This window comes from Streptomyces sp. NBC_00258 (assembly GCF_036182465.1).
Lineage (GTDB): Bacteria > Actinomycetota > Actinomycetes > Streptomycetales > Streptomycetaceae > Streptomyces.
The window spans coordinates 2,480,844-2,503,256 of the sequence record NZ_CP108081.1; the positions used below are offsets into that span (position 1 = coordinate 2,480,844).

19 protein-coding genes are annotated in these 22,413 nt (G+C 70.7%); 6 read left to right on the forward strand and 13 right to left on the reverse strand.

What is annotated here, in order from left to right:
• Nucleotides 1-25 precede the first annotated feature (25 nt).
• Nucleotides 26-3,313: a bifunctional lysylphosphatidylglycerol synthetase/lysine--tRNA ligase LysX gene (gene lysX, locus OG718_RS11440; RefSeq protein WP_328844069.1), complete on the reverse strand. Its 3,288-nt coding sequence runs from the start codon at nucleotides 3,311-3,313 to the stop codon at nucleotides 26-28.
• A gap of 102 nt (nucleotides 3,314-3,415) precedes the next feature.
• On the opposite strand from lysX, the gene OG718_RS11445 reads away from it, so the two are divergent.
• Nucleotides 3,416-3,877, forward strand: a complete 462-nt coding sequence (locus OG718_RS11445) for a universal stress protein (RefSeq protein WP_143634664.1) — start codon at nucleotides 3,416-3,418, stop codon at nucleotides 3,875-3,877.
• Nucleotides 3,878-3,961: 84 nt separating this feature from the next.
• On the opposite strand, the gene OG718_RS11450 is transcribed toward OG718_RS11445, so the two are convergent.
• Entirely contained in the window at nucleotides 3,962-5,125 is a 1,164-nt protein-coding gene (locus OG718_RS11450; protein WP_143634662.1) for a CapA family protein, read from the reverse strand.
• 286 nt (nucleotides 5,126-5,411) lie between these two features.
• Between OG718_RS11450 and OG718_RS11455 the strand changes: the two genes are divergently transcribed.
• The 3 genes from OG718_RS11455 to OG718_RS11465 all read left to right on the forward strand — a co-directional run bounded on the left by OG718_RS11455 (nucleotide 5,412) and on the right by OG718_RS11465 (nucleotide 7,476).
• On the forward strand, nucleotides 5,412-5,957 hold the full coding sequence (locus OG718_RS11455; protein WP_055617217.1) for a sigma-70 family RNA polymerase sigma factor: 546 nt from the start codon (nucleotides 5,412-5,414) through the stop codon (nucleotides 5,955-5,957).
• A gap of 136 nt (nucleotides 5,958-6,093) precedes the next feature.
• Entirely contained in the window at nucleotides 6,094-6,609 is a 516-nt protein-coding gene (locus OG718_RS11460; protein ID WP_143634660.1) for a hypothetical protein, read from the forward strand.
• A 195-nt stretch (nucleotides 6,610-6,804) separates the two neighbouring features.
• The gene (locus OG718_RS11465; RefSeq protein ID WP_143634658.1) at nucleotides 6,805-7,476 is read left to right on the forward strand and encodes an anti-sigma factor family protein; all 672 of its coding nucleotides are present in this window, start codon (nucleotides 6,805-6,807) and stop codon (nucleotides 7,474-7,476) included.
• Between the two features lie 81 nt (nucleotides 7,477-7,557).
• On the opposite strand, the gene OG718_RS11470 is transcribed toward OG718_RS11465, so the two are convergent.
• From OG718_RS11470 to OG718_RS11480, 3 genes are all read right to left on the reverse strand, one after another.
• Complete coding sequence (locus tag OG718_RS11470; RefSeq protein WP_143634656.1) at nucleotides 7,558-8,421, reverse strand: Fpg/Nei family DNA glycosylase; 864 nt, start codon at nucleotides 8,419-8,421, stop codon at nucleotides 7,558-7,560.
• A 103-nt stretch (nucleotides 8,422-8,524) separates the two neighbouring features.
• Complete coding sequence (locus tag OG718_RS11475; protein WP_328844070.1) at nucleotides 8,525-10,600, reverse strand: SpoIIE family protein phosphatase; 2,076 nt, start codon at nucleotides 10,598-10,600, stop codon at nucleotides 8,525-8,527.
• 98 nt (nucleotides 10,601-10,698) lie between these two features.
• Nucleotides 10,699-12,003 carry a DUF6777 domain-containing protein gene (locus OG718_RS11480; protein ID WP_443054996.1) on the reverse strand — a complete coding sequence of 435 codons (1,305 nt, stop codon included), beginning with the start codon at nucleotides 12,001-12,003 and terminating at the stop codon, nucleotides 10,699-10,701.
• A gap of 79 nt (nucleotides 12,004-12,082) precedes the next feature.
• On the opposite strand from OG718_RS11480, the gene OG718_RS11485 reads away from it, so the two are divergent.
• Nucleotides 12,083-13,504, forward strand: a complete 1,422-nt coding sequence (locus OG718_RS11485; RefSeq protein WP_328844071.1) for a lipase maturation factor family protein — start codon at nucleotides 12,083-12,085, stop codon at nucleotides 13,502-13,504.
• 20 nt (nucleotides 13,505-13,524) lie between these two features.
• Here the strand turns inward: OG718_RS11485 and OG718_RS11490 are convergent, their stop codons facing one another.
• The 8 genes from OG718_RS11490 to OG718_RS11525 are packed head-to-tail and all read right to left on the reverse strand — an operon-like array spanning nucleotide 13,525 to nucleotide 21,490.
• Nucleotides 13,525-14,406 (reverse strand): amidohydrolase family protein, encoded by an 882-nt coding sequence (locus OG718_RS11490; RefSeq protein ID WP_328844072.1) that lies wholly within the window; start codon nucleotides 14,404-14,406, stop codon nucleotides 13,525-13,527.
• The gene (locus OG718_RS11495) at nucleotides 14,391-14,705 is read right to left on the reverse strand and encodes an L-rhamnose mutarotase (RefSeq protein ID WP_143634649.1); all 315 of its coding nucleotides are present in this window, start codon (nucleotides 14,703-14,705) and stop codon (nucleotides 14,391-14,393) included. The genes OG718_RS11490 and OG718_RS11495 overlap by 16 nt, the downstream gene beginning before the upstream one ends.
• A complete protein-coding gene (locus OG718_RS11500; protein ID WP_328847738.1) occupies nucleotides 14,702-15,706 on the reverse strand; it encodes an aldo/keto reductase in 1,005 nt (334 codons plus the stop codon). The genes OG718_RS11495 and OG718_RS11500 overlap by 4 nt, the downstream gene beginning before the upstream one ends.
• A gap of 20 nt (nucleotides 15,707-15,726) precedes the next feature.
• Nucleotides 15,727-16,482: an SDR family NAD(P)-dependent oxidoreductase gene (locus tag OG718_RS11505; protein WP_143634647.1), complete on the reverse strand. Its 756-nt coding sequence runs from the start codon at nucleotides 16,480-16,482 to the stop codon at nucleotides 15,727-15,729.
• The gene (locus tag OG718_RS11510) at nucleotides 16,479-17,828 is read right to left on the reverse strand and encodes an L-fuconate dehydratase (RefSeq protein WP_328844073.1); all 1,350 of its coding nucleotides are present in this window, start codon (nucleotides 17,826-17,828) and stop codon (nucleotides 16,479-16,481) included. The genes OG718_RS11505 and OG718_RS11510 overlap by 4 nt, the downstream gene beginning before the upstream one ends.
• 47 nt (nucleotides 17,829-17,875) lie before the next feature.
• Nucleotides 17,876-18,913 carry an ABC transporter permease gene (locus OG718_RS11515; protein ID WP_143634643.1) on the reverse strand — a complete coding sequence of 346 codons (1,038 nt, stop codon included), beginning with the start codon at nucleotides 18,911-18,913 and terminating at the stop codon, nucleotides 17,876-17,878.
• Nucleotides 18,906-20,408, reverse strand: coding sequence for a sugar ABC transporter ATP-binding protein (locus tag OG718_RS11520; RefSeq protein ID WP_143634641.1), 1,503 nt, complete (start codon nucleotides 20,406-20,408; stop codon nucleotides 18,906-18,908). The genes OG718_RS11515 and OG718_RS11520 overlap by 8 nt, the downstream gene beginning before the upstream one ends.
• Nucleotides 20,405-21,490 carry a sugar ABC transporter substrate-binding protein gene (locus OG718_RS11525; RefSeq protein WP_143634639.1) on the reverse strand — a complete coding sequence of 362 codons (1,086 nt, stop codon included), beginning with the start codon at nucleotides 21,488-21,490 and terminating at the stop codon, nucleotides 20,405-20,407. The genes OG718_RS11520 and OG718_RS11525 overlap by 4 nt, the downstream gene beginning before the upstream one ends.
• Before the next feature lie 166 nt (nucleotides 21,491-21,656).
• On the opposite strand from OG718_RS11525, the gene OG718_RS11530 reads away from it, so the two are divergent.
• Nucleotides 21,657-22,379: a FadR/GntR family transcriptional regulator gene (locus tag OG718_RS11530; RefSeq protein WP_186001082.1), complete on the forward strand. Its 723-nt coding sequence runs from the start codon at nucleotides 21,657-21,659 to the stop codon at nucleotides 22,377-22,379.
• Nucleotides 22,380-22,413 lie beyond the last annotated feature (34 nt).

Here is a 22,413-nt window from a genome sequence, read left to right on the forward strand (position 1 = left end):
GCAGCTACCGGGCGTCGGGAGCGGCTCAGCGGCGGCGTACGAGCGGGAAGGGCAGGGTCTCGCGGATGGTGAGCCCGGTGAGGAACATGACGAGCCGGTCGACGCCGATACCGAGCCCTCCGGTGGGCGGCATGGCGTACTCCAGGGCGTCGAGGAAGTCCTCGTCCAGCTCCATCGCCTCCGGGTCTCCCCCGGCGGCGAGCAGCGACTGCGCGGTGAGACGCCGGCGCTGCTCGACGGGGTCGGTCAACTCGGAGTAGGCGGTGCCCAGCTCGGTGCCGAAGGCGACGAGGTCCCAGCGCTCGGCGAGCCGCGGGTCCACGCGGTGCTGCCGGGTGAGCGGGGAGACGTCGGTCGGGAAGTCCTTGTAGAAGGTCGGCAGCTCGGTCTTCTCCTCGACCAGGCGTTCGTACATTTCGAGGACGACATCGCCGCGGCCGTGCTCTGCGGTGTACGGGACGCCCGCCCGGTCGCACAGCCGGTGCAGGGACTCCAGGGGCGTGTCGGAGTCGATCTCCTCCCCCAGCGCCTCGGAGATCGCCCCGTAGACCGTTCTGACGGGCCAGGGTCCCGAGATGTCGTACTCGGTGCCGTCCTTGCGGGCGACCGGCGAACCGAAGGCGGCGGTCGCCGCGCCCTGGATCAGTTCCCGGGTGAGGTCGAGCATCACGTCGTAGTCGGCGAAGGCCTGGTAGGCCTCCAGCATCGTGAACTCGGGGTTGTGCTTGTAGGAGACGCCCTCGTTGCGGAAGGTGCGGCCCATCTCGAAGACCTTCTCCATGCCGCCCACGCACAGCCGCTTCAGATACAGCTCGGGGGCGATCCGCAGATAGAGGTCGAGGTCGTAGGCGTTGATGTGGGTGTGGAAGGGCCGGGCGTTGGCGCCGCCGTGGATCTGCTGGAGCATCGGCGTCTCGACCTCCAGATAGCCGCGCTCCAGAAGGCCCTGGCGCAGGGCCTGGACGGCGGTGGACCTGGCGCGTACGACGTCCCGGGTGTCCGGGCTCGCGACCAGGTCCAGATAGCGGCGGCGGACCTTGGCCTCGGGGTCGGCGAGGCCGCGCCGCTTGTCCGGCAGGGGGCGCAGGCACTTGCCGATGAGCTGCCAGGAGGTGACGAAGACCGTGGGCTGCCCCTTGTCGCTGACACCGGTCAGGCCGGTGACGCTGACGTGGTCGCCGATGTCGACGTCCTTTCGGAACCGGCCGAGCGCGGGGCCGGCGTCCTTCCGGGTGAGGGCGAGCTGGAAGTCGCCGGACCAGTCGCGCAGAACGGCGAAGAGGATGCCGCCGAAGTCGCGTACGAGCATGACGCGGCCCGCGACCGTCACCTGCTGCTCCTCGCGGACCTCGGCGAGGACGTGGGTGCGCGGCGGGATGCCGACCGGGTAGGGGTCGGTGCCGTCGGCGCGGAGCCGGTCGAGTTTGCGGTGCCGGATACGGACCTGTTCGGGCAGTCCCGCGGTCGGATCGGCGGCCTCGGCCTCGGCCCCTCCGTCGAGGCCGAGCGCCGCCAGCGACGGCAGGCCCTCGGTGCTCGCCGGTTTGGGCCCGCCCTTCGCGTGCCCCCTGCCCCGGAGTGTGCGCAGCGAGGGTACGGAGACGAAGCCCTCCGCGATGCCGGAGGCCAGTCCGATCCGGGCGAGGGCGGCGGTGTCCCCGTAACAGATGAAGCGCGGATACCACTCGGGGTGGTACTTGGCGTTGGACCGGTAGAGGGCCTCCAGCTGCCACCACTTGGAGAAGAACAGCAGGAGGCGGCGCCAGAGTCTGAGGACCGGTCCGGCACCGATACGGGCGCCCTCCTCGAAGACCGAGCGGAACACGGCGAAGTTGAGCGAGATCCTGCGCACACCGAGCTTTCCGGCGACCGCGCACAGCTCGGCGACCATGAACTCCATGACGCCGTTGGGTGCGCTGCGGTCCCGGCGCATCAGGTCGAGCGAGACGCCGTCGCGGCCCCAGGGCACGAGGGACAGCAGCGCCAGCAGCCTGCCGTCGGAGTCGAGCGCCTCGACGAGGAGGCAGTCGCCGTCCTCGGGATCGCCGAGCCGGTCCAGGGCCATGGAGAAGCCGCGCTCGGTCTCGGTGTCCCGCCAGGCGTCCGCCCGGTCGACGATCTCCTCCATCTCCTCGTCGGTGAGGGTGGAGTGTCTGCGTACGCGGCAGGTGGCGCCGGTGCGGCGGACGCGGCCCACCGCCTGTCGGGCCACCCGCATGTCGCGGCCGTCGAGGTCGAAGCCCGCGACGTGCAGGATCGCCTCGTCGCCGAGCTGGAGAGCGCCGAGCCCGGAGCGCGCGTACGCCTTCGCGCCCTCCTCGGAGGCGCCCATGACGGCGGGGGCCCAGGCGTAGCGGCGGGCCACGTCGAGCCAGGCGCCGATGGCGTGCTGCCAGGCCTCGCGGTCACCGACGGGGTCGCCGCTGGCGAGACACACCCCGGCCTCGACGCGGTAGGTGACGGCGGCCTTGCCACTGGGCGAGAAGACGACGGCCTTGTCGCGGCGGGTGGCGAAGTAACCGAGCGAGTCGTCCGCCCCGTACGCCTTCAGCAGGGCGCGGATACGGCGCTCCTCGTCGCCGTGCAGTGCCGCCTCCATGCGCTGGGAGCGGAAGAGGGTCGCGGCCGCGTTCAGCAGGGCGAGCGCACCGAACAGGCCGAGGAAGAAGAACAGTGGGCGGGGTGGCCGCCCGTCGAAGGCGCCGCCCGAGATCAGTCCGCCGCAGACCCGGTCGGCGGCCCACAGCAGCCGCTGGCCGCGCGGCAGTGTGCCGGGGAAGAGCTCGACGAGTCCCCAGCCGACGAGGATCGCGACGGCCAGCCCGGCGAACAGCACGCCCATGGCCCGGCGCACCGCGGCCCTGCGCGAGTCCGCGTAGAACTCCCGGCGGGCCACGATCAGCAGGCCCAGGGCCAGGGCGCAGACCACGAGCGAGGGGACGGAGTCGGCGTACTGGCCCATCGCGGTGCCCAGCACGTCGACGAGGACCAGCAGTCCGAGATAGACGACCACCAGCCACCAGGCGATCTTCTTGCGGGCCGCGATGGCGGCGGCGAGGAGGAACAGGAAGACGGCGTACGCGAGGTTCGCGCTGACCGGGACCACGACCAGGTTCAGCACGTGGACGACCGGGCGCAGCAGCCGGCGCAGCGGCGGGATGAAGGCCAGCACCAGACAGAGCAGCCCGAGGGCGGCGAAGAAGACCGCGAATCCCTCGGGCACCTTGCTGAGGAGACCGTCCCGCGACGGGCGTATCGGCCCTGTCGTGTCCTTCGGGTCCCTCGGGGCTTCCGCCCGGACGCCGGCACTCATGCTCTCGACTGTAGGAAGATCGGGACCCGGCCGCCTGTCGAGCGCGGCCGTGCGCGGTCCCGGGCGGCTGCGGGGCCCGGCTGTTCCGATAGCCTCTGCGCCGTGACGGAACAGCACTCCCACCAGTTCGAACGGGGCACCGACGGGCCCAAGGTCATCGTGGTCGGCGTGGACGGCTCCGCCTCGTCCCTGCGCGCCGCCGCCTACGCCGCGGGGCTGGCCCGGCGCCAGCGGGCGCTCCTCGCTCTGGTCTATATCCAGCCGGTGATGGCGGCGGGCGCCGCGCTCGGGGTTCCGGTCGCCGAGACGACCGACCAGATCGCCGAGGAGCTGGTCCGGGAGATCCGGGACGCGACCGAGCAGGTGAAGGGCATATTCGACGTGCGCTGGGAGTTCCACACCTTCCGCGGCGACCCGTACAACGGCCTCGTCTCGGCGGCGGACCAACTGAAGGCCGACGCCGTCGTCGTGGGCGCCTCCGAGCAGGCGGGCCACCGGATCGTCGGTTCCGTCGCGATCCGCCTGGTGAAGGCGGGGCGGTGGCCGGTGACGGTGGTCCCGTAGAGGCCGCGCGGCCCGTCGAGCGCCCGCGAGGCACCTCGACGCACCCTGCTACCCCGCCTGCTTCTCCTACCCCGCCTGCTTCTCCTACTTCGCCATGACGAGGCCGTCCTCGGCCGCGCCCCGGCTGAGGACGACGCGGCGGATCCGGTCGCGTACGGCCTTCACGTCGGCTCCCTGTCCGAGCGCGCTGTTGAGGTCGACCACACGGCCCGGGCCCAGGTCGAACCACTGGGGGACGAATTCGGCCTTCTCGACCCGCCAGCGGTCGCCGGACCTCTCCGGCGGGGCGAAGGTGAAGCGGCCGATCGTGCTCTCGTTGCCGCGGGGGTCCTGGGCGCCGCTGTGGTTGGTCATCCTGCCGGCGATCTGGTCGCCCATCCCGTAGATCACCCAGGTGCCGTTGAGCTTCTCGTACGCCTGGGGGACGTGGGCGTGGGTGCCGAGGACCAGGTCGATGTCGGGGCGGTTGTCCGTGCGGGACCCGGTCAGCTGCTTGCTCAGTCTCAGCTGCTGGGCGTCCGGCTCGTCCTGCCATTCGGTGCCCCAGTGCAGGGACACGACCACGACGTCGGCGCCCGCCTTCCGGGCGGCGCGGGCGTCCGTGACGATCCGGTCGGGATCGATGAGGTTGACGGCCCAGGGTTCGCCGGCCGGGAGCGGAAAGCCGTTCGTGCCGTAGGTGTACGCGAGGTGGGCGACCTTGGCGGCGCCCGCCTGCATGATCGTTGGAGCGCTCGCCTCGGCGGCGCTGCGGGCGGACCCGGCGTGCCGCACCCCGGCCCGGTCGAGCGCGTCGAGGGTGCGCCGGATACCGGCGGCGCCGTCGTCCAGGGAGTGGTTGGAGGCGGTCGAGCAGGCGTCGTAGCCGGTCGCGGCGAGGCCCTCCGCCACCTGCGGCGGGGACTTGAAGGTGGGGTAGCCGGTGTAGTGGCCGTCCGCTCCGTACACCGTCTCCATGTGACAGATCGCCAGATCGGCGCGGGCCACGACGGGTTTGACCCCCGACAGCATGGGGCGGAAGTCGTAGCCGTACCCGCCCGCGTCGGCCTTCGCCCGGTCGATGATCGAGCTGTGCGGGAGGACGTCACCGGAGGCGACGAGTGTGAAGCTCTGCGCCGACGCTCCGCCCCCGACCGGGCTCCCCCGGCGATTCGGCCCGTCCTGCCCTTGACAGCTCGCGACAACAGCGGCGCAGCACAGGACCGCGAGTGCCGTTGTCGCCTGTCGGGTGCGCGGTGTCCTCGACATTCTCGGCCTCGCTCCAATGCGTCTCAATACTGATCAATGCGGTCGTATTTACGTACGAACTGATATGTATCCACATATCGGTGCCTGTGGGAGTCAAGAAGGCGCCACGGTCACTGCCCCGTACGGGGTTCCAGGACGGGGCCATTGGGGCGAACCGAGATGCGGAGGCGGAGCCTTCCGTCCCGGTTGACCGTTCGTCGTACCGTTCGTCGACGGGTTCGACCGTCTGCCGACGAGCCGTGTCCGTGGCCTGTCCCGGCGGGTCGCCCTGCGCTGGCATACGGCCATGACGGCCGCCACGACCATGACCAGCAGGACGACCGCCGAGCACGAGCTGGCCGAATTGCAGCGGGAGCACGGCGCACCGCTCTTCGCCCTGATGCTGAGGCTCTCCGACGGAGACCGCCAACGTGCCGAGGATCTGGTGCAGGAGACATTCGTACGCGCCTGGCAGCATCCCGAGGCGCTGCGCGCCGACGACTTCGAGTCCGTACGGCCCTGGCTGCTGACGGTCGGCCGGCGGCTGGCCATAGACGCGCGGCGGGCCCGTCAGGCACGGCCCGCCGAGGTCGGGGACGCCGTACTGGAGAGCGCGCGGGTCGCGGCCGATCACGCGGAACGCTCGGTGGCGACCCTCGATGTGCGCGAGGCTGTGAAGACACTCACTCCCGAGCACCGTGAAGTCCTGGTGCAGGTGTATTTCCGGGGGGCGAGTGTGGCGGAGGCCGCGGAGGCCCTGGGGATTCCGCCCGGTACCGTGAAATCTCGCGCGTACTACGCGCTGCGCGCCCTGCGCCGGGTTCTTCCGGGATACGCGGCCGACCTGCGGTGAAACCGGAGGCTAGGTCAAGCCTCCGTAAAGCGCCTTGCCGAGGACCATGGTTGAGCAATCAGCTGTCTTCATCCGTGTTCCGGACTGGGGGCCCGGGTTCGGGCGACGCGCACGCACCGGAGGAAGGCAGGAAGGGATGCTGCACAGAGGTCAAGAGAGCACGGACGGCGCGGGTGGTGGTGAACTCACCGTCCCCATGGCGTGGTTGTACGCCGAGTACATCGCCGACGAACTGCTGCGGACGGGCGACCTGATGCCGCCGACGTCCTTCGAGTTCCGCGCCGGGCGCGACGCCCTGGCGCTCACCATCTACCTGTCGGACACGAGCGGCGAACTCTCCGGCATCCGGGTCGTCACACAGCTGGAGACGTGGCTGTCGCTGACGGCGTACGACCAGCCGTGGCAGGACTGGGTGCGGGAACGCATGTCCGGACTCGCCGCCGAGGCGATCGAAGCGGGAGGCCCGGCGCCGGACCTGGATCTGGCGACGGCGGCCTGGCGCTGGCTGGAGGAGACCGAGCTGCTCGCGCCCGACCTGGACGCGGTGCCGGGCGGTGGTCCGGTCATCGGGGAGGACGACGGGCCGAAGGTCTGGACACCCGCCTGGCAGCTGGGGCTGCCGCTGGGGCACCTGGCGATCCATCTTTTCTGAGCAGTTTTCCGACACACTTCCCCCTCCATCTACCCTGGCCAGTTTTTTCTGAACCTCGACCAATCCGCGGGCCCGTCCGCTCCGAATCTCTTGGTTCGTTTCCTGCGGGACTTGAGTGATTCGGCGGTCTCCTGCGTACCGGTGGGCAAGCAACTACTCCCCGCACACACACCCCATCGGCACCGAGGATTTGGTATGAGGTCGCTGGAACGCCACCGCGACGTCGGCGCATATGCGCTCGGCGTGCTGGACGAGGCGGATGCCTTCCGCTTCGAGGACCACCTCACGGAGTGTCCCCAGTGTGCGGTTCAGATACATGAACTGGCAGCCACCACACGGTCGTTGCGGGCATACGCCCAGGCGACACCACGTGCGGTGCATCCCATGACGCAGGCCGGGCCGGCCCTGCTGGACCGGCTCCTGGAAGATGTCGCGTCGACACGCCGCAGCGGACGCAGGCGCTGGCTGTACGCGGTCGCCGCGGCCGTGGCCTTCGCCGTGGGCGGTCCCGCGGTCGCGGTCTTCACCGGGGACGAGTCCTCCGGCGGCGAGACGGTCGCGGCGACCGACCCGTCGTCGGGCGTATGGGCCGAGGTCACCACCCTGAACCGTGCCTGGGGCAGCGAAGTCGACCTGAAGGTCAAGAACGCGCCGAGTCTCCTGCGCTGCCAGCTCGTCGCCATCGGCCGCGACGACTCGGAGCAGGTCGTACTCAGCTGGACCGTGCCCGAGAAAGCCGGCGAGCCCGCCCAGAGCAAACCCTCCGAGCCCATGCACGGCGCGGCGGCGATGCATCCCGGCGAGGTCGTCCGGTACGAGGTGCGCAACCCGGAGGGACAGGCCCTGGTGACGCTCAAGGCCCCCTGAGGCGGAGGTGCCTGACGGCCCGTACACGGGCCCCGAAGGCTCCTGCGCGGGTGCCTGACGGCCGGTCACGGCTCGCCGTGGCTACTTCAGGAACTTGGACATCCTGCGGTCCGCGAGGGGCTTGCCGCCCGTCTGGCAGGTCGGGCAGTACTGGAGGGACGAGTCGCTGAAGGAGACCTCGCGGATGGTGTCGCCACAGACCGGGCAGGGCTCTCCGGTGCGGCCGTGGATCCGCAGTCCGCTCTTCTTCTCGGCCTTCAGCCGGCCCGCGGCGAGTCCGTGGGAGCGCTCGACGGCGTCGGCGAGGGTCGTCCGCAGGGCCTCGTACAGCCGCCCCGTCTCCTCCGCCGTGAGGGCCGAGGCGAGCTTGAAGGGCGACATCTTCGCGGCGTGCAGGATCTCGTCGCTGTAGGCGTTCCCCACTCCCGCGATCAGGCTCTGGTCGCGCAGGGCACCCTTCAGCTGCCGCCGCTCGCCATGCAGGAGCTTCGCGAAACGGGCCTCGTCGAAGTCGTCGGCCAGCGGGTCCGGGCCGAGCCGGGCGACACCGGGGACCTCACCCGGATCCCGTACGACGTACACGGCCAGCCGCTTCTGGGTGCCCGCCTCGGTGAGGTCGAAGCCCTCGCCGGTCTCCAGGGCGACGCGCATCGCCAGAGGGCCCTTGCCGGGCCGCGGCGGCCCGTCCGGAAGCCGGTCCTTCCAGTGCAGCCACCCCGCACGCGCCAGATGCGTCACGAAGCGCGGCCCGCCGTCCGTCTCCAGATCCAGAAACTTCCCGTGCCGGTGCACGGCCACGACCTCCCGCCCTTCGAGGGCGCTCAGCGGCGGCTCGTACGTCTTCAGCACACTGATCGCGACGGGCAGCACCCGCACGATCTCGTGACCGACCAGATGGTCGGCCAAAAAGTCTTTCAACGCTTCGACCTCGGGAAGCTCCGGCATAGGACCCAGGGTGCCACCAGCGCCCCGTCAGGGGCGCGCGGAACTGCGCGGCAGGCACCACACCCCGCACGTCACAACGCACCCGCAAGCCCCCCGACCCCACTCACTCCCGGTCGGGCACCGAGAACTCGCACCACACGCACTTGCCGCCGCCCCGAGCCTCCACCCCCCACACATCCGCGAGCCGGTCCACCAGCAGCAGCCCCCTCCCGGACACCCCGGACTCCCCCGCCTCCCGCCGCCGCGGCAAAGCACTGGAAGCGTCCTCGACCTCCACACGAAGCCGCCGGTCGAGCCCGACGAGGACACGCAACGTCACGATGGCCGAGCCCTCCGTGTGCATCAGGGCGTTGGTGATCAGCTCGTCCGCGATCAGTTCGATCTCGTCGGCCCTCTCACCCGCACCCCAGGCGCGTACGGCCGCACGGATCATGTGCCGCGCCTCAGCGAGCGCCTCGGGGTCGCCGGGCCCGACATGCTGCTGCAGCCGGCCTCCGGGGCGCTGCGCGTCGAGGCCCAGGCGCCGCATCAGGAGCAGCGCCACGTCGTCCTCGCCGCCGCGTTCCTCGGCCACGTCGATGAGCCGGTCCGCGAGGTCGCGTACGTCGTCGGGGCCGGTGGAGATGAGCGCGCGCAGGGTCTGCATGCCGTCGTCGAGGTCGATCCCGGGCTGTTCGACGAGGCCGTCGGTGCACAGCAGCAGGGTCTGGCCGGGGTCGAGTTCGAGGGTGTTGACCGGGTACTCGAGGCTCCCGAACAGGGCGGAGAGCCCGAGGGGCAGGCCCCCTTCGAGGGGCAGTCTGCGGCAGCTGCCGTCGGTGTCACGGACGAGCGGGTCGATGTGGCCCGCCCGGACCACCTGCATCACACCGGTGGACAGGTCGACCTCCGCGTACAGGCAGGTGGCGAAGCGCTCGGTGTCGAGTTCGTGCAGGAAGACGGAGGCACGGGCCATGACGGTGGCGGGGGTGTGGCCCTCGGCCGCGTAGGCGCGCAGGACGATGCGCAGCTGGCCCATGACGGCGGCCGCGTGCGTGTCGTGGCCCTGGACGTCGCCGATGACGGCACCGACGCGGCCGCCGGGCAGCGGGATCACGTCGTACCAGTCGCCGCCGATGTCCCGGCCGAGGGAGCCGGAGCGGTAGCGGACCGCGATGTCGGCGCCGGGGACGCTGGGAATGGAGCGCGGCAGCATGGCCTGCTGGAGTCCCTGGGCGAGGTCCTTCTCCTGCTCGTAGAACATGGCCCGCTGGAGGCTCTGCGCGATGCTGCTGCCGAGCGCGACCAGGACGTTGCGGTCCTCCGAAGAGAAGCCGTGCCGGTCGTTGTAGAGCAGTCCGATGGCGCCGATGGGTCTGGCCTGGGCGATGAGCGGCAGATAGGCGGCCGAGGTGATCTCCAGACCGGTGATGTGCGGCCAGAGCAGCGGGTACCGCTCGGCGAACTCCTCCGGCGACTCGATGAAGCGCGGGGCGAGCGTGCGCACGGCCTCGCTCATCGGGTACTGCTCGTCGATACGGGTGACCAGCGTGCCCGGTACGAAGCTGCCTGCGGGGCCCTCGGCGACGAGCCGGATGCGGCCGGCCTCGACCAGGCCCATGACGAGGCTCTTGGCGCCCAGGTGGGTGACTCCGTGGGTGTCCTTGAGGACGTCGATGACGTCCTGGACGGTGTGGGCGTGCGCGAGGGCCGCGGTGGTGATCTGCACGATGTTGGTCTGCTGGCGGCGGGCCTCGTCAAGGGCGGCCTGCTCGCGGCGGGCCTCGGCCTCACCGAGTTCCTGCGTGGCGTCGCGGACGATGCCGATGATGCGGCGCGGACGGCCGGTCTCGTCGCGCCGGATGTAGCCCTGGGTGTGGGTCCAGCGCAGGGTGCCGTCACGGCGGCGGACCCGGAAGTACGCCCCGTAGTTCTCGCTGCCGTCCTTGATGGCCTGGGAGACGTGGGCGTCGAGGCGGCGGCCCTCGGTCGGTGGCACCCGGATGCTCAGCGATTCGGGACGGCCGTCGAACTCGTCGGGGCGCACGTCGAAGATCTCGTGGGCCAGGGCATCCATCTGGAACGTTCCGGTGTCCAGGTCCCAGTCGAAGCTGCCCATGCGGTTGAGCGCCAGGATCGGGTCCGGGTGGGCGGGCCAGTCGTCCGGGAGTGACAGGGCGCTCGCTCCCCGATCAACCATGGGCCCACCTTGCCAGGATTTGGGCGATTCTTCGACCCGTGGGACGCCCCCGGGACCGCTCGGCCGACGGATGTACGGCAGGTCGCGCACGGCCCGGCCTAGTCGGGGATCAGGCCGCCGCCGTCGGGCAGGTCGGGGCCTTCCGGGACGGTGTCGGGGCCGGCCTCGCTCTCCGGGGAGTCGGCCGGGGAGTCCAGCGGCGGTTCGGGCTGCTCGACGGTGGGCTCGTCGGGGACGTCCGCGTCGGGCGGCGTACCCGTGTCCGTACCGTCCGGGGGTGACACCAGGTCGTCGGAGGGGTCCGGAGTGGCCGTCTCGGTGACCGTGGGGCAGTCCGTGGGGTCCGGGGACGTGGTGTCCGTGGAGTCGTCCGTCGGAGTGCCCTCGGTGGTGCCTGGGGTGACGGTCACGGTCGGTGTCACGCAGTCGCTCGCGGACTCGTCGGCGCCTTCCGAGGAACTCTCCGACGACGACCTGTCGGGCGACGACCTGTCGGGCGACGACCTGTCGGGCGACGACTCGTCCGGCGACAGCGAGGATCCGTCCGGGCGCGGGCTGTGCGGGTCGACGACGGGCGCGGGCACGATGCGGTCCTCGTCGCCGTCGTGGTCGCCGATCCTCCGCTCGATCCAGGTGTTGTTCTGGATGTTGATGATCGTGATGTTGACGATCACCCGTGGGGCCGGAGTGACCACGATGACCTTGGTGGGCTGGTAGCCGGACCAGGGGCGGCCGTTGTGCCCGGGGGTTCCCTGGAGGGCGACCGGCGGCTTGAGGGGGTTGCCACAGGCGCAGCGCACGCGCGGTACGCCCCGGTTGTCGACCAGGACGGCGGTGCCCGCCTGGAGGACGGCCTGGTACTCGGTCGCACGCCCGTCCCGGAAACCGTGGTTCGTGACCCTGGTGTCGGCGCGCAGCACGACCGGGGTCAGTCCGCGCAGATGGTCGGGGATGCCTGTCTGGGCGATGCCGGCGGACTGCGCGAAGGCGCGCGCCTTGACCTGGTCGGCGGTGAGGAAGCGGATCTGCCGGTCGACGTCACAGCTGCCGACGCGCCGGGTGCCGCCGTAGAGGCCCGGCGTACCGCCCGAGACGGACCGGACGCCCTCCGCCGTGGCGCTGCCCGTGGGGGCCGTGGACTGGGGCGTACGGGTGACGGGGGGCGGAGTCGCGGTCGTGGTGGCCGTGGAGTCGGTGAAGGGGTCCGGGCCCTGGGCCGCGACCGGCTGGAGGAAGACCTCTCCGCCGGAGGTGGCGGAGTCGGACGCCTTGTCCCCGTCGCCGCCGCAGCCCCCTGTGAGGAGCGCCGCGGACAGCGCGCAGGCCGTGACGAGGGTTCTGGTGGGTATGCGCACCACGTTCTCCCGTCCGTCCCGGTCCGTCCCGGGCAATATGTCCACCATTGTCTGCGCCGGTCCAGGGAACCCCGCAAGCCGGAGAGAGTCACACAGCGTCACAATGGAAGCGAAGGGAGCGGACTCCGTGGAGTGGTTCACAGCCCCCGAGTACTGGATGAGCCGACTGGTCCTCCAGAAGGCTCTGGCCGTGATCTATCTCGTCGCGTTCCTGGGCGCGGCGCTGCAGTTCCGAGCGCTGATCGGCGAGCGCGGGATGCTGCCGGTGCCCCGGTTCGTTGCGCGGGTGCCGTTCCGGCAGGCACCGAGTGTGTTCCATCTCCACTACTCCGACCGCTTCTTCGCGGTCTGGGCATGGACCGGCTGCGCGGTGTCGGTGGCGCTCGTCGCCGGGCTGGACGGTCGACTGCCGCTCTGGGGTGCCATGCTGCTCTGGCTGGTGCCCTGGGTCATGTATCTGTCGATCGTGAACGTCGGCCAGACCTGGTACTCGTTCGGCTGGGAGTCCCTGCTCCTGGAGACCGGCTTCCTCGCGGTCTTCCTGGGCAACGACGAGGTCGCCCCGCCGGTGGTGGTGCTCTTCCTGCTGCGCTGGATCCTGTTCCGCGTCGAGTTCGGGGCAGGGCTGATCAAGATGCGCGGCGACGCGTGCTGGCGCAAGCTGACCTGCCTCGACCACCACCACGAGACCCAGCCGATGCCGGGCCCGCTGAGCTGGTTCTTCCACCATCTGCCGAAGCCGCTGCACCGGGTCGAGGTGGCCGCCAACCACTTCACCCAACTCGTCGTGCCCGTCCTGCTGTTCGCCCCTCAGCCCGTCGCCACGGCAGCCGCGGCCCTGATGATCGTCACCCAGCTGTGGCTGATCCTGTCCGGCAACTTCTCCTGGCTGAACTGGATCACGATCGTGCTGGCGCTGTCGGCACTGGAGCTGCCCGGCACGGCCCCGGACGTCCCCGGCGCCCCTCTCTGGTACGAGGTCGTGGTCCTCGCCGTCGCCGCGCTGCTCGTGACACTGAGCTACCACCCGGTCCGCAACATGATCTCCCGTCGCCAGGTCATGAACCGCTCCTTCGACCCCCTCCATCTGGTGAACACCTACGGGGCGTTCGGCAGCGTCAGCCGCATCCGGTACGAGGTGGTGGTCGAGGGGACGGCCGATGCCGTGCCCCACGAGGACTCCGACTGGCGGGAGTACGAGTTCAGGGGCAAGCCCGGCGATCCGGGGCGCTGGCCGCGTCAGTTCGCCCCGTACCATCTGCGGCTCGACTGGATGATGTGGTTCGCCGCGCTCTCCCCCGCCTACGCCGGATCGTGGTTCGGCGCCCTGGTGGAGCGGCTCCTGGAGAACGACCGGGACACACTGCGCCTCCTGCGCCGCTCCCCGTTCCCGCCGGACGCACCGCCCCGGTACGTCCGGGCCCGTCTCTTCCGCTACCGGTACACGACCTGGCAGGAACTGCGGGAGACGGGCGCCTGCTGGGAGCGGACGTATGTACGGGAATTCCTACCGCCGACACGGCTGGACGTGGTGGTTCAGAGGTCGTAGATGCGGATCCGCTGTGTGCTTCAGAGGCGGTAGACGCGCTCGGCGGTGCCCTCGAAGACCTGTGCGCGTTCGACGCTGTCCAGGCCCAGCGTCAGACCGTCGGCCATGAACGAGACCCCGCCGTACGTCGTCGCCAGCGTGCACACCGGCCAGTCGGAGCCGAACATGAGGCGCCCCGGGCCGAAGGCGTCCAGCACGGTGTCCGCGTAGGGCAACATCTCCCGCCGCCGCGCCTGCGCCGACCGCTGCTGCGTCAGGTCCGTCTCCGTCACCATCCCCGACAGCTTGCACACCGTGTTCGGCAGGGCGGCGAGCGCCCTGACGTCGGAGGCCCACGGCTCCAGTTCGCCCGAGGCGATGGGCGGCTTCCCCAAGTGGTCCAGGACGAAGGTCAGACCGGGCAGGGCGGCGGCGGCCTTGGTGCAGGCCGGAAGCTGGTGGGGAAGTACCACCAGGTCGTACACGAGCCCGGCCGCCGCCACCGCGCCCAGCCCTCGCTGAACATCCGGGCGCAGCAGCCATTCGGGGTCCGGCTCGCCCTGGACCTGGTGGCGGATGCCCTTCAGGTACCGGCCGCCCGGCAACTCGCGCAGACGGGCCAGTTCGTCGGCCGCGTGGGGGCCGGTGAGGTCGGTCCAGCCGACCACTCCGGCGATCAGGTCGTGTGTCTCCGCGAGTGCCAGGAACTCCGGGGTCTCGTCCGCCACCGTGACCGTCTGCACGAGGACGGTCCGGGAGACTCCGACGGCACGCGCCTGCGGTTCCAGGTCCTCGACGGTGAAGTTTCTTCTGAGGGGCGCCAGTTCGGGGCCGGTGATCCAGTCCTGGTCCCGTACGGAGAGGTCCCAGACGTGATGGTGGGCGTCGACGACGCCCGTGCGTACGGTCACGGCAGCTCCCATACGACCGGCAGCCCCGCCTGCGAGCCCTCGGCCGAGTAGTCGTGCACCACGTCGAGGAGTTCCGCCATCCGGGCCTGCCAGGCGATGTTGACCGGCAGTTTCTCCAGTTCGGCGAGGAGTCGCGGGTAGTCCTCGCACTCCAGGACGTGGAAGAGGTCGGTGCCGCTGCGCCAGATCGTCCAGGAGGTGGCTCCGGCGGCGCGGATCGCGTCCGTGAGTTCTCCGGGGACCTCGCGGTGGGCGGCGTCGTACTCGGCGACGCGGTCGGCGCGGACCTTGGTGTGCAGGGCCACTCTCATGACGACTCCTCCGGCTTCGGCGCGTGCTCGCCGGGTACGGGGGCGGCGGCGGGCAGGAGGTCCGCGTCCCGCGCCTCCTGCCAGAAGGCCGCGGGCACGGGCGTCGCGAACTGCTCGGCGCAGTCGCGGACTTCGTGCGGCGACTTGGCTCCCACGAGGACGCCGGCGACGGACGGATGGGCGGCGCAGAAGGCCAGGGCGGCGGCGCGCAGGGTGGTGCCGTGCCGGTCGGCCATGGCGTTGAGAGCGAGGGCGCGGTCCAGCATCTCGGGCGGTGCGGCCGTGTAGTTGTACGTCGCTCCCGGCCTCGGGTCGGCCAGCAGACCGGAGTTGAAGGCACCGCCGATCACGATGGAGGTCCCGCGCTCCTGCGCGGCCGGCAGCAGTTCGGTCAGTGCGCCCTGGTCGAGGAGGGTGTAGCGCCCGGCGCACAGCACCACGTCGACGTCGGTGTCGCGGATGAAGCGGGTGAGCATCTCGGCCTGGTTCATGCCCGCGCCGATCGCGCCCACCACGCCCTCCGCGCGGAGCTTCTCCAGCGCCGGGTAGCCCTCCCGGAAGGCCTGTTCGGCGTGGTCGTCCGGGTCGTGGAGATAGACGACGTCCACCCGGTCGAGGCCGAGCCGTTCCAGACTGGCGTCCAGGCTGCGGCGTACGCCGTCCGCGCTGAAGTCCCACACGCGGCGGTGGGTGGCGGGCACGGCGAAACCGTTGGCGAGGTCGTCACCGCCCGCGTCGCTGGGCTCCAGGCGGCGGCCCACCTTGGTCGAGACGGTGTACGCCGACCGGGGGCGCCCACGCAGGGCCGCGCCCAGGCGGCGTTCGGATAGGCCGATGCCGTAATGGGGCGCGGTGTCGAAGTACCGGACGCCCGCGTCCCAGGCGGCGCCCACGGTGTCGTACGCCTGCTCGTCGCCGACCTCGGTGAAGAGGTTGCCGATGCCGGCGGCGCCGAGGGCGAGGGCGGTGATCTCGACGCCGCTGCGGCCGAGCCTGTTCACCGGCTCGTTCACCGACCCGCTCACTGGCCCGCCGGACGCAGTCGCAGCCCCTGCATACCGCCGTCCACGGCGAGCGCGGTGCCGGTGGTGGCGCCGGACAGCGGGCTCGCCAAGTAGGCGACGGCGCCCGCGACTTCGGACGCGGAGACGAGGCGGCCGGTGGGCTGGCGGGCCTCCAGGGCGGCCCGTTCGGCGGCGGGATCCGTCGCGGCGTCGAGGAGGCGGCCGACCCAGGGGGTGTCGACGGTGCCGGGGTTCACGCAGTTGACGCGGATGCCCTCGCGGACGTGGTCGGCGGCCATGGCGAGGGTCAGCGACAGGACGGCGCCCTTGGACGCGGAGTACAGGGCGCGCTGCGGGAGGCCCGCGGTGGCCGCGATGGAGCAGGTGTTCACGATGGCCGCGTGCGAGGACTTCCGCAGGTGTGGCAGGGCCGCCCGGGCCGTACGGACCATGCCGACGACGTTGACGTCCAGCACGCGGTGCCAGACCTCGTCGTCGTTGTCCTCGACCGTGCCCTGGGCACCGATGCCCGCGTTGTTGACGAGCACGTCGAGGCCGCCCAGGTCGGCGATCGCGGCCGCGACGGCCCGGCGTACGGACTCGTCGTCGGTGACGTCCGCCTGGTAGCCGAGCAGGGGCTTCTCCACGCTCGCGGGGTCCAGGTCCAGAACGGCGACCTGGGCCCCGCGGGAGGCGAGGAGTTCCGCGGTGGCCCGGCCGATGCCGGAGGCGCCACCCGTCACCAGGGCCTTGAGGCCCTCGAAGTCGCTCATGCCGCCTGCCCCTTCTGCCGGTCGAGGTCGGCGGCCCAGAACGTGCCGCCGGGGAACGTGAACTCCGCGATGGACTCCGGCCGCATGGTCGCCGAGAAGCCCGGTGAGGTGGGTGCCATGTAGTGACCCTCTCTGATCACCACCGGGTCGAGGAAGTGGGCGTGCAGATGGTCCACGTACTCGATCACGCGGTCCTCGGTCGTTCCGGACAGTGCCACGTAGTCGAACATCGAGAGATGCTGGACCAGTTCGCACAGGCCGACGCCACCGGCGTGCGGGCAGACCGGGATGCCGAACTTGGCCGCGAGGAGCAGGATCGCGAGGTTCTCGTTGACGCCGCCGACGCGGGCCGCGTCGATCTGCAGGATGTCGATGGCACCCGCCTGGAGCAGCTGCTTGAAGATGATCCGGTTCTGTACGTGCTCGCCGGTCGCGACCTTGACCGGCGCGATCGCCTTGCGGATCGCGGCGTGGCCGAGGACGTCGTCGGGGCTGGTGGGCTCCTCGATCCAGTACGGGTCGAACTCGGCGAGCGCCTTGGTCCACTCGATGGCCTCGTCGACGTTCCAGCGCTGGTTGGCGTCGATGGCGACGCGGATGTCCGGTCCGACGACGGAACGGGCCACCCGGCAGCGGCGTACGTCGTCGGCGAGGTCCGCGCCGACCTTCAGCTTGATCTGTGTGAAGCCGTCGGCGACGGCCTGGCGGGCCAGCCGGGTGAGCTTCTCGTCGGAGTAGCCGAGCCAGCCGGGCGAGGTGGTGTAGCCGGGGAAGCCGCGCTCCTTGAGCAGCACGGCGCGTTCCGTCGCGCCCTCCCTGCCCTCGCGCAGCAGGCGGAGGGCGTCCTCGGGGGTGAGGACGTCCGCGATGTAGCGGAAGTCCACCTGGGACACGAGCCATTCGGGCGTGGCGTCGGCGAGCAGCTGCCACAGCGGCTTCTCGGCGCGCTTGGCGGCCAGGTCCCAGACGGCGTTGACGACGGCGCCGATCGCCATGTGCATCACGCCCTTCTCGGGCCCGAGCCACCGCAGTTGGCTGTCCCCGATCAGGTCCCGGCTCAACGCGCCGGGATCCGCGCACAACTCGTCCACCGGCCGGCCCAGGATGTGCGGGCGCAGCGCCTCGATCGCGGCGACCTGGACATCGTTGCCCCGCCCGATGGTGAAGGTGAACCCGTGTCCCTCCAGGCCGTCGGCCGTGTCGTCGCTGCCTGTGCGCAGCACGACGTACGCGGCCGAGTAGTCGGGGTCCGGGTTCATCGCGTCGGAGCCGTCGAGCTCGCGCGAGGTGGGGAAGCGGATGTCGTAGGTGTCAACCGCGATGATGCGGGCGGCAGATGAGGACACAGAAGGGCCTTTCGGTCCGGTACTTGGGACGGTCGCGAGGCGTTGGCTCAGTCCTGAGCCCGGCCGGTGGTCACGCGGGCGATCATCAGGGCAACCAGGATGATTCCCCCATAAATGGCCTGGATCCAGAAAGACGGAACCTGGGCAAGAGTGAGCAAGTTCTGAACAACCCCAAGAAGGAGGACGCCCGTCAGGGCGCCGAACATCGTGCCTTTGCCGCCGTCGAGGCTGATGCCGCCGATAACCGCGGCCGCGAACACCGTGAAGATCATGTTCTGGCCCTGGTTGGCGTTGATCGCGCCGACGTAGCCGGTCTGCATCAGACCGCCGACCGCGGCGAGCGTTCCGGCGACGACGAACACGCCGAGCATCACGCGCTCGACACGGATGCCGGCCGCGCGTGCCGCGTCCGCGTTGCCGCCGATCGCGTACAGGGCACGCCCCAGTCGGTGGTACTTGAGGAAGAACCCGGCGACGCCGAAGGACGCCGCCGCCAGCCACACCGAGATCGGCACGCTCAGGAACGTCGTGGTGGCGAGCGTGTAGAAGGCGTCGGGCATCCCGAACAGCGTCTTGCCCTCGGTCGCGCCGACCAGCAGACCACGCAGGATGATCAGCATCGCCAGCGTCACGATGAACGCGTTGAGCTTGAGCTTCACCACGAGGATGCCGTTGAAGCCGCCGATGATCGCGCCCACCACGAGGATCGCGAGCAGGGCGACCCCGGCGGGCAGTTCCGTGCCCCAGCCCGACTGCGCGGCGGGCAGCAGCAACAGCGCTCCGACGGCGGGCGCGATACCGACGACCGACTCCAGCGACAGGTCGAACTTGCCGGTGATGAGCACCAGCGACTCGGCGAGGACCACCATCGCCAGGGCCGCCGAGGCACCCAGGATGGAGATGATGTTCTGCTCGGTGAGGAAGGCGTCGTTGACGAACGCGCCGAGGACGAGCAGCAGCAACAGGGCCGGAACCAGGGCGAGTTCGCGTGCCCTGCGCAGGAGTACGGCCTTGGCGTCGGCCTTGCTCTTCAATGGCCGCAGGGGGGTGGAGGCCGAGGCCGACGGGGCCTTCGTGTCAGCCATGGTGGTCCACTCCTTCGATGGAGGCGATCAGCTCGTGGTCGCGCCAGCCCGCCGGGTGCTCGGCGACGACACGGCCGTGGAAGAGGACGAGGACGCGGTCGCAGCGGCGCAGGTCGTCGAGTTCGTCGGAGACGACGAGGACGGCGGTGCCGTCGTCGCGGGCCGAGTCCATGCGGGAGAGCAGGGACTCCTTGGACTTCACGTCGACGCCCGCGGTGGGGTTGATCAGGACCAGCAGCCGGGGGTCGGAGGCGAGGGCCCGGGCCATGACGACCTTCTGCGCGTTGCCGCCGGAGAGGTCGGACACGGGCTGGTCGGGCCCCTCGGTGTGGATGTCGAGGCGGTCGATCAGCTCGTCGGCGAAGCCCCGCTTGCGGTCGGTGCCGACGAAGCCGTACCGGCCGAGGCGGTCCAGGACGGTCATGGTGGCGTTGTCGCCGACGGTCATGCCGAAGACGAGACCCTGCCCGTGCCGGTCGCGCGGCACGCAGCCGACACCGGCGCGCAGAGCGGCCGTCACATCGCCGAACGGCAGCTGCCTGCCCTCCAGTTGAGCGGTCCCGCCGGTCGGCGTGTGCAGTCCCGCGAAGGACTCGGCAAGCTCGATCTTGCCGCTGCCGCTGGATCCGGCGAGGCCGACGACCTCACCACCGCGCACGGTGAGGTCGATGCCCTCGTACGACTCCGACGTGAGCCCGTGTGCTTCGAGGACGACGGGCGCGCCGGCGTCCACGTCGCCACGGGAGGCCTTCTCCTCCACGGCGGCGATCGACTCCCCCGCCATGGCCTCGACGAGGGCCGCCCGCGGCAGCTCGGCCACCGGGGCCGTGGTGATCCAGCGGGCGTCGCGCAGGACCGTCACGGTCTGGCAGACCTCGTACACCTCCTGGAGGTGGTGCGAGATGAACAGGAACGTGACGCCGGACTCCTGGAGCGCGCGCATGCGGGTGAAGAGGCGCTCGATCTCCCGGTTGTCGAGCTGGGCGGTCGGTTCGTCGAGGACGATGAACCGGGCGCCGAAGCTCAACGCCCGGGCGATCTCCACCATTTGGCGGTCCTCGACCTTGAGGTCGGCGGTCCGTGCCTCCGGGTCGACGTGGACGTCCCAGGTGTCGAGGACCTCGGCGGCCTCCGTCTTCAGCCGTCGCCAGCTGATGAAGCCGCCGCGGCCCTGCGGCTGCCGGTTGATGAAGAGGTTCTCGGCGACCGTCAGCTCGGGGACCACGGTGGGCTTCTGGTAGACGCAGGCCACCTTACGCCGCCAGGCGTCCCGGTCGGTGAGCGCGGGCGCGGGCTCGCCGTCGAAGCTGACCGTGCCCTCGTCGGGGGCCTGGAGGCCGGTGAGTACGGTGACGAGGGTGGACTTGCCCGCGCCGTTGCGGCCGACGAGGGCATGGGACTCGCCCGCGTGCACGGTCAGCTGTCCGTCGGCGAGGGCGACCGTGGGGCCGTACCGCTTGGCTATGCCCCGCGCCTCAACGAGTGGTGTGCTCATTTGACCGTGTTGCCCCACAGCTCGGGGTCGTCGACGTTCTCCTTGGTCACCAGCGGCGCGGGCAGCTGGTCCTCAAGGATGCCGCTGGGCAGCTTGACGATCTCGGAGTCGTGGTCGGTCGGACCCGGCTTGAAGGTCTTCCCCTCCATCGCCGCCTTGATGTAGTACATGCCGTACTTGGCGTAGAGGTCGGCCGGCTGCGAGACGGTGGCGTCGATCTGGCCCTTGCGGATGGCGTCGAACTCCTGCGGGATGCCGTCGTTCGAGACGATCGTGATGTGGCCCTTCTCGCCGGTCTTCTTCAGCAGCCCCTTGGACTTCAGGGTCTGCAGCGTGGGCGCGAGGTAGACGCCGCCCGCCTGCATGTAGATGCCCTTGATGTCCGGGTTGGCGTTGAGGAGCGTGTCCAGCTTGGAGGCCGCCGTGTCCGACTCCCACTTGGCGGGGATCTCCAGGACCTTCAGCTTCGGGAACTTCTCCTTGACGCAGGCCCGGAAGGCCTCGGAGCGGTCCCGGCCGTTGACCGAGGCCAGGTCGCCCATGATCTGCACGACCTTGCCGGAGGGGATCTGCTCGCCGAGGTACTCGCAGGCCTTCTCCCCGTACGCGACGTTGTTGGCGCGTACGACCATCGCGACCTTGCCCTTCTCGGGCGCCACGTCCACGGCGACCACGGGCACGCCCTTGCGCTCGGCCTGGTCGAGCCCGGCGGAGATCGCGGCGCTGTCCAGGGGGGCCACGACGAGGCCCTTCACGCCCTGGTTGAGCTGGTTGTTGATGTCCGTGATCTGCTGCGACGGGTCGCTGTTGGAGTTCACGGTCTTGAGGGCGTCGACGTCCTCGGTCTTCGCCATCTTGGGTACGTAGTCGTTGTACGACTGCCAGAACGGCGAGGTCAGCAGGGGCAGGATGACGCCGACCTTGCCGCTGCCGTCGCCTCCGCCGTCGCCCTTGGAGGCGACGTTGTCCTTGGTGCTGCCGCATGCCGCGAGTACGAGCGTGGCGCAGGCGGCCACGGCCGCCGCACGTATCGCCCGTGAGGTGTTTCGACCGTTCCGGTACCGCACTGTTCTGCCGGCCATCTATCGGCTCCTCGTTGAGCGTGATCGAGCAGGTGCCACGCATATTTATCAGACCACTTCCCCCTGACAACACCCCTGGACCGCAATTTTCCCTGGTTTTCATACGTAGTGGTCCGACCACCTGAGTGGTTAGACTGCGGCGCACCCGGCAACAGGAGGACATGGCGTGGACGAGAGCCTGCCCCAGGGGACGACGGCGGCCCCGCAGAAGGGGACCGTGACGCAGCGCGCGATAGACCAGATCAAGGCGATGATCGGCGAGGGCCGTCTGGAGCCGGGCGCGCGGCTGCCGACCGAGCGGGATCTGGCGTCACAGCTGGGCATCTCGCGCAGCTCGATGCGCGAGGCGATCCGGGCGCTCACGGTCCTGGGCGTCCTGGAGGCCCGGCACGGGTCCGGGATCTACGTCACCCAGCTGGAGGCCGGGGACCTGCTGGAGACCTTCGGTGTGGTCGCGGACCTCTCCCGGGGACCGGGGCTGGTCGAGCTCCTCGAAGTGCGGCGCATCCTGGAGTCGACGGCGACCGCGCTCGCCGCCGCACGGATCACCTCCGACCAACTGGCCGAGGTCGAGAAGCACTTGACGGCGATGAACGCGACGGACGACCCGGAGGAGATCCTCTCCCACGACCTGGCGTTCCACCGCGCCATCGGGGTCGCCGCGGGCAACGACACGATGGCGGCCATCCTGGAGGGGCTCTCCTCGCGCACGTTCCGCGCCCGGGTCTGGCGCGGCTACCAGGAGGAGGGGGCGTTCGAGCGCACCCGGCGGGAGCATGCGGCTATCCATCGTGCGCTGGTAGCTCGCGACCCTGAGACCGCACGGGCGGCTGCGGCTGCGCATGTGGGTGAGGTGGAGCAGTGGCTGCGGACCCAGCTCCAGCCTTGAGGGCTGGAACCGGGTCCGAAGTCGGGTCGAGGGG

Coding starts and splice junctions, on each gene's coding strand:
- lysX (WP_328844069.1), bottom strand. CDS start 3,313: ATGAGTGCCGGCGTCCGGGCGGAAGCCCCGAGGGACCCGAAGGACACG.
- OG718_RS11450 (WP_143634662.1), bottom strand. CDS start 5,125: ATGTCGAGGACACCGCGCACCCGACAGGCGACAACGGCACTCGCGGTC.
- OG718_RS11455 (WP_055617217.1), top strand. CDS start 5,412: ATGACGGCCGCCACGACCATGACCAGCAGGACGACCGCCGAGCACGAG.
- OG718_RS11460 (WP_143634660.1), top strand. CDS start 6,094: ATGCTGCACAGAGGTCAAGAGAGCACGGACGGCGCGGGTGGTGGTGAA.
- OG718_RS11465 (WP_143634658.1), top strand. CDS start 6,805: ATGAGGTCGCTGGAACGCCACCGCGACGTCGGCGCATATGCGCTCGGC.
- OG718_RS11470 (WP_143634656.1), bottom strand. CDS start 8,421: ATGCCGGAGCTTCCCGAGGTCGAAGCGTTGAAAGACTTTTTGGCCGAC.
- OG718_RS11475 (WP_328844070.1), bottom strand. CDS start 10,600: ATGGTTGATCGGGGAGCGAGCGCCCTGTCACTCCCGGACGACTGGCCC.
- OG718_RS11480 (WP_443054996.1), bottom strand. CDS start 12,003: ATGGTGGACATATTGCCCGGGACGGACCGGGACGGACGGGAGAACGTG.
- OG718_RS11490 (WP_328844072.1), bottom strand. CDS start 14,406: ATGGGAGCTGCCGTGACCGTACGCACGGGCGTCGTCGACGCCCACCAT.
- OG718_RS11495 (WP_143634649.1), bottom strand. CDS start 14,705: ATGAGAGTGGCCCTGCACACCAAGGTCCGCGCCGACCGCGTCGCCGAG.
- OG718_RS11505 (WP_143634647.1), bottom strand. CDS start 16,482: ATGAGCGACTTCGAGGGCCTCAAGGCCCTGGTGACGGGTGGCGCCTCC.
- OG718_RS11515 (WP_143634643.1), bottom strand. CDS start 18,913: ATGGCTGACACGAAGGCCCCGTCGGCCTCGGCCTCCACCCCCCTGCGG.
- OG718_RS11520 (WP_143634641.1), bottom strand. CDS start 20,408: ATGAGCACACCACTCGTTGAGGCGCGGGGCATAGCCAAGCGGTACGGC.
- OG718_RS11525 (WP_143634639.1), bottom strand. CDS start 21,490: ATGGCCGGCAGAACAGTGCGGTACCGGAACGGTCGAAACACCTCACGG.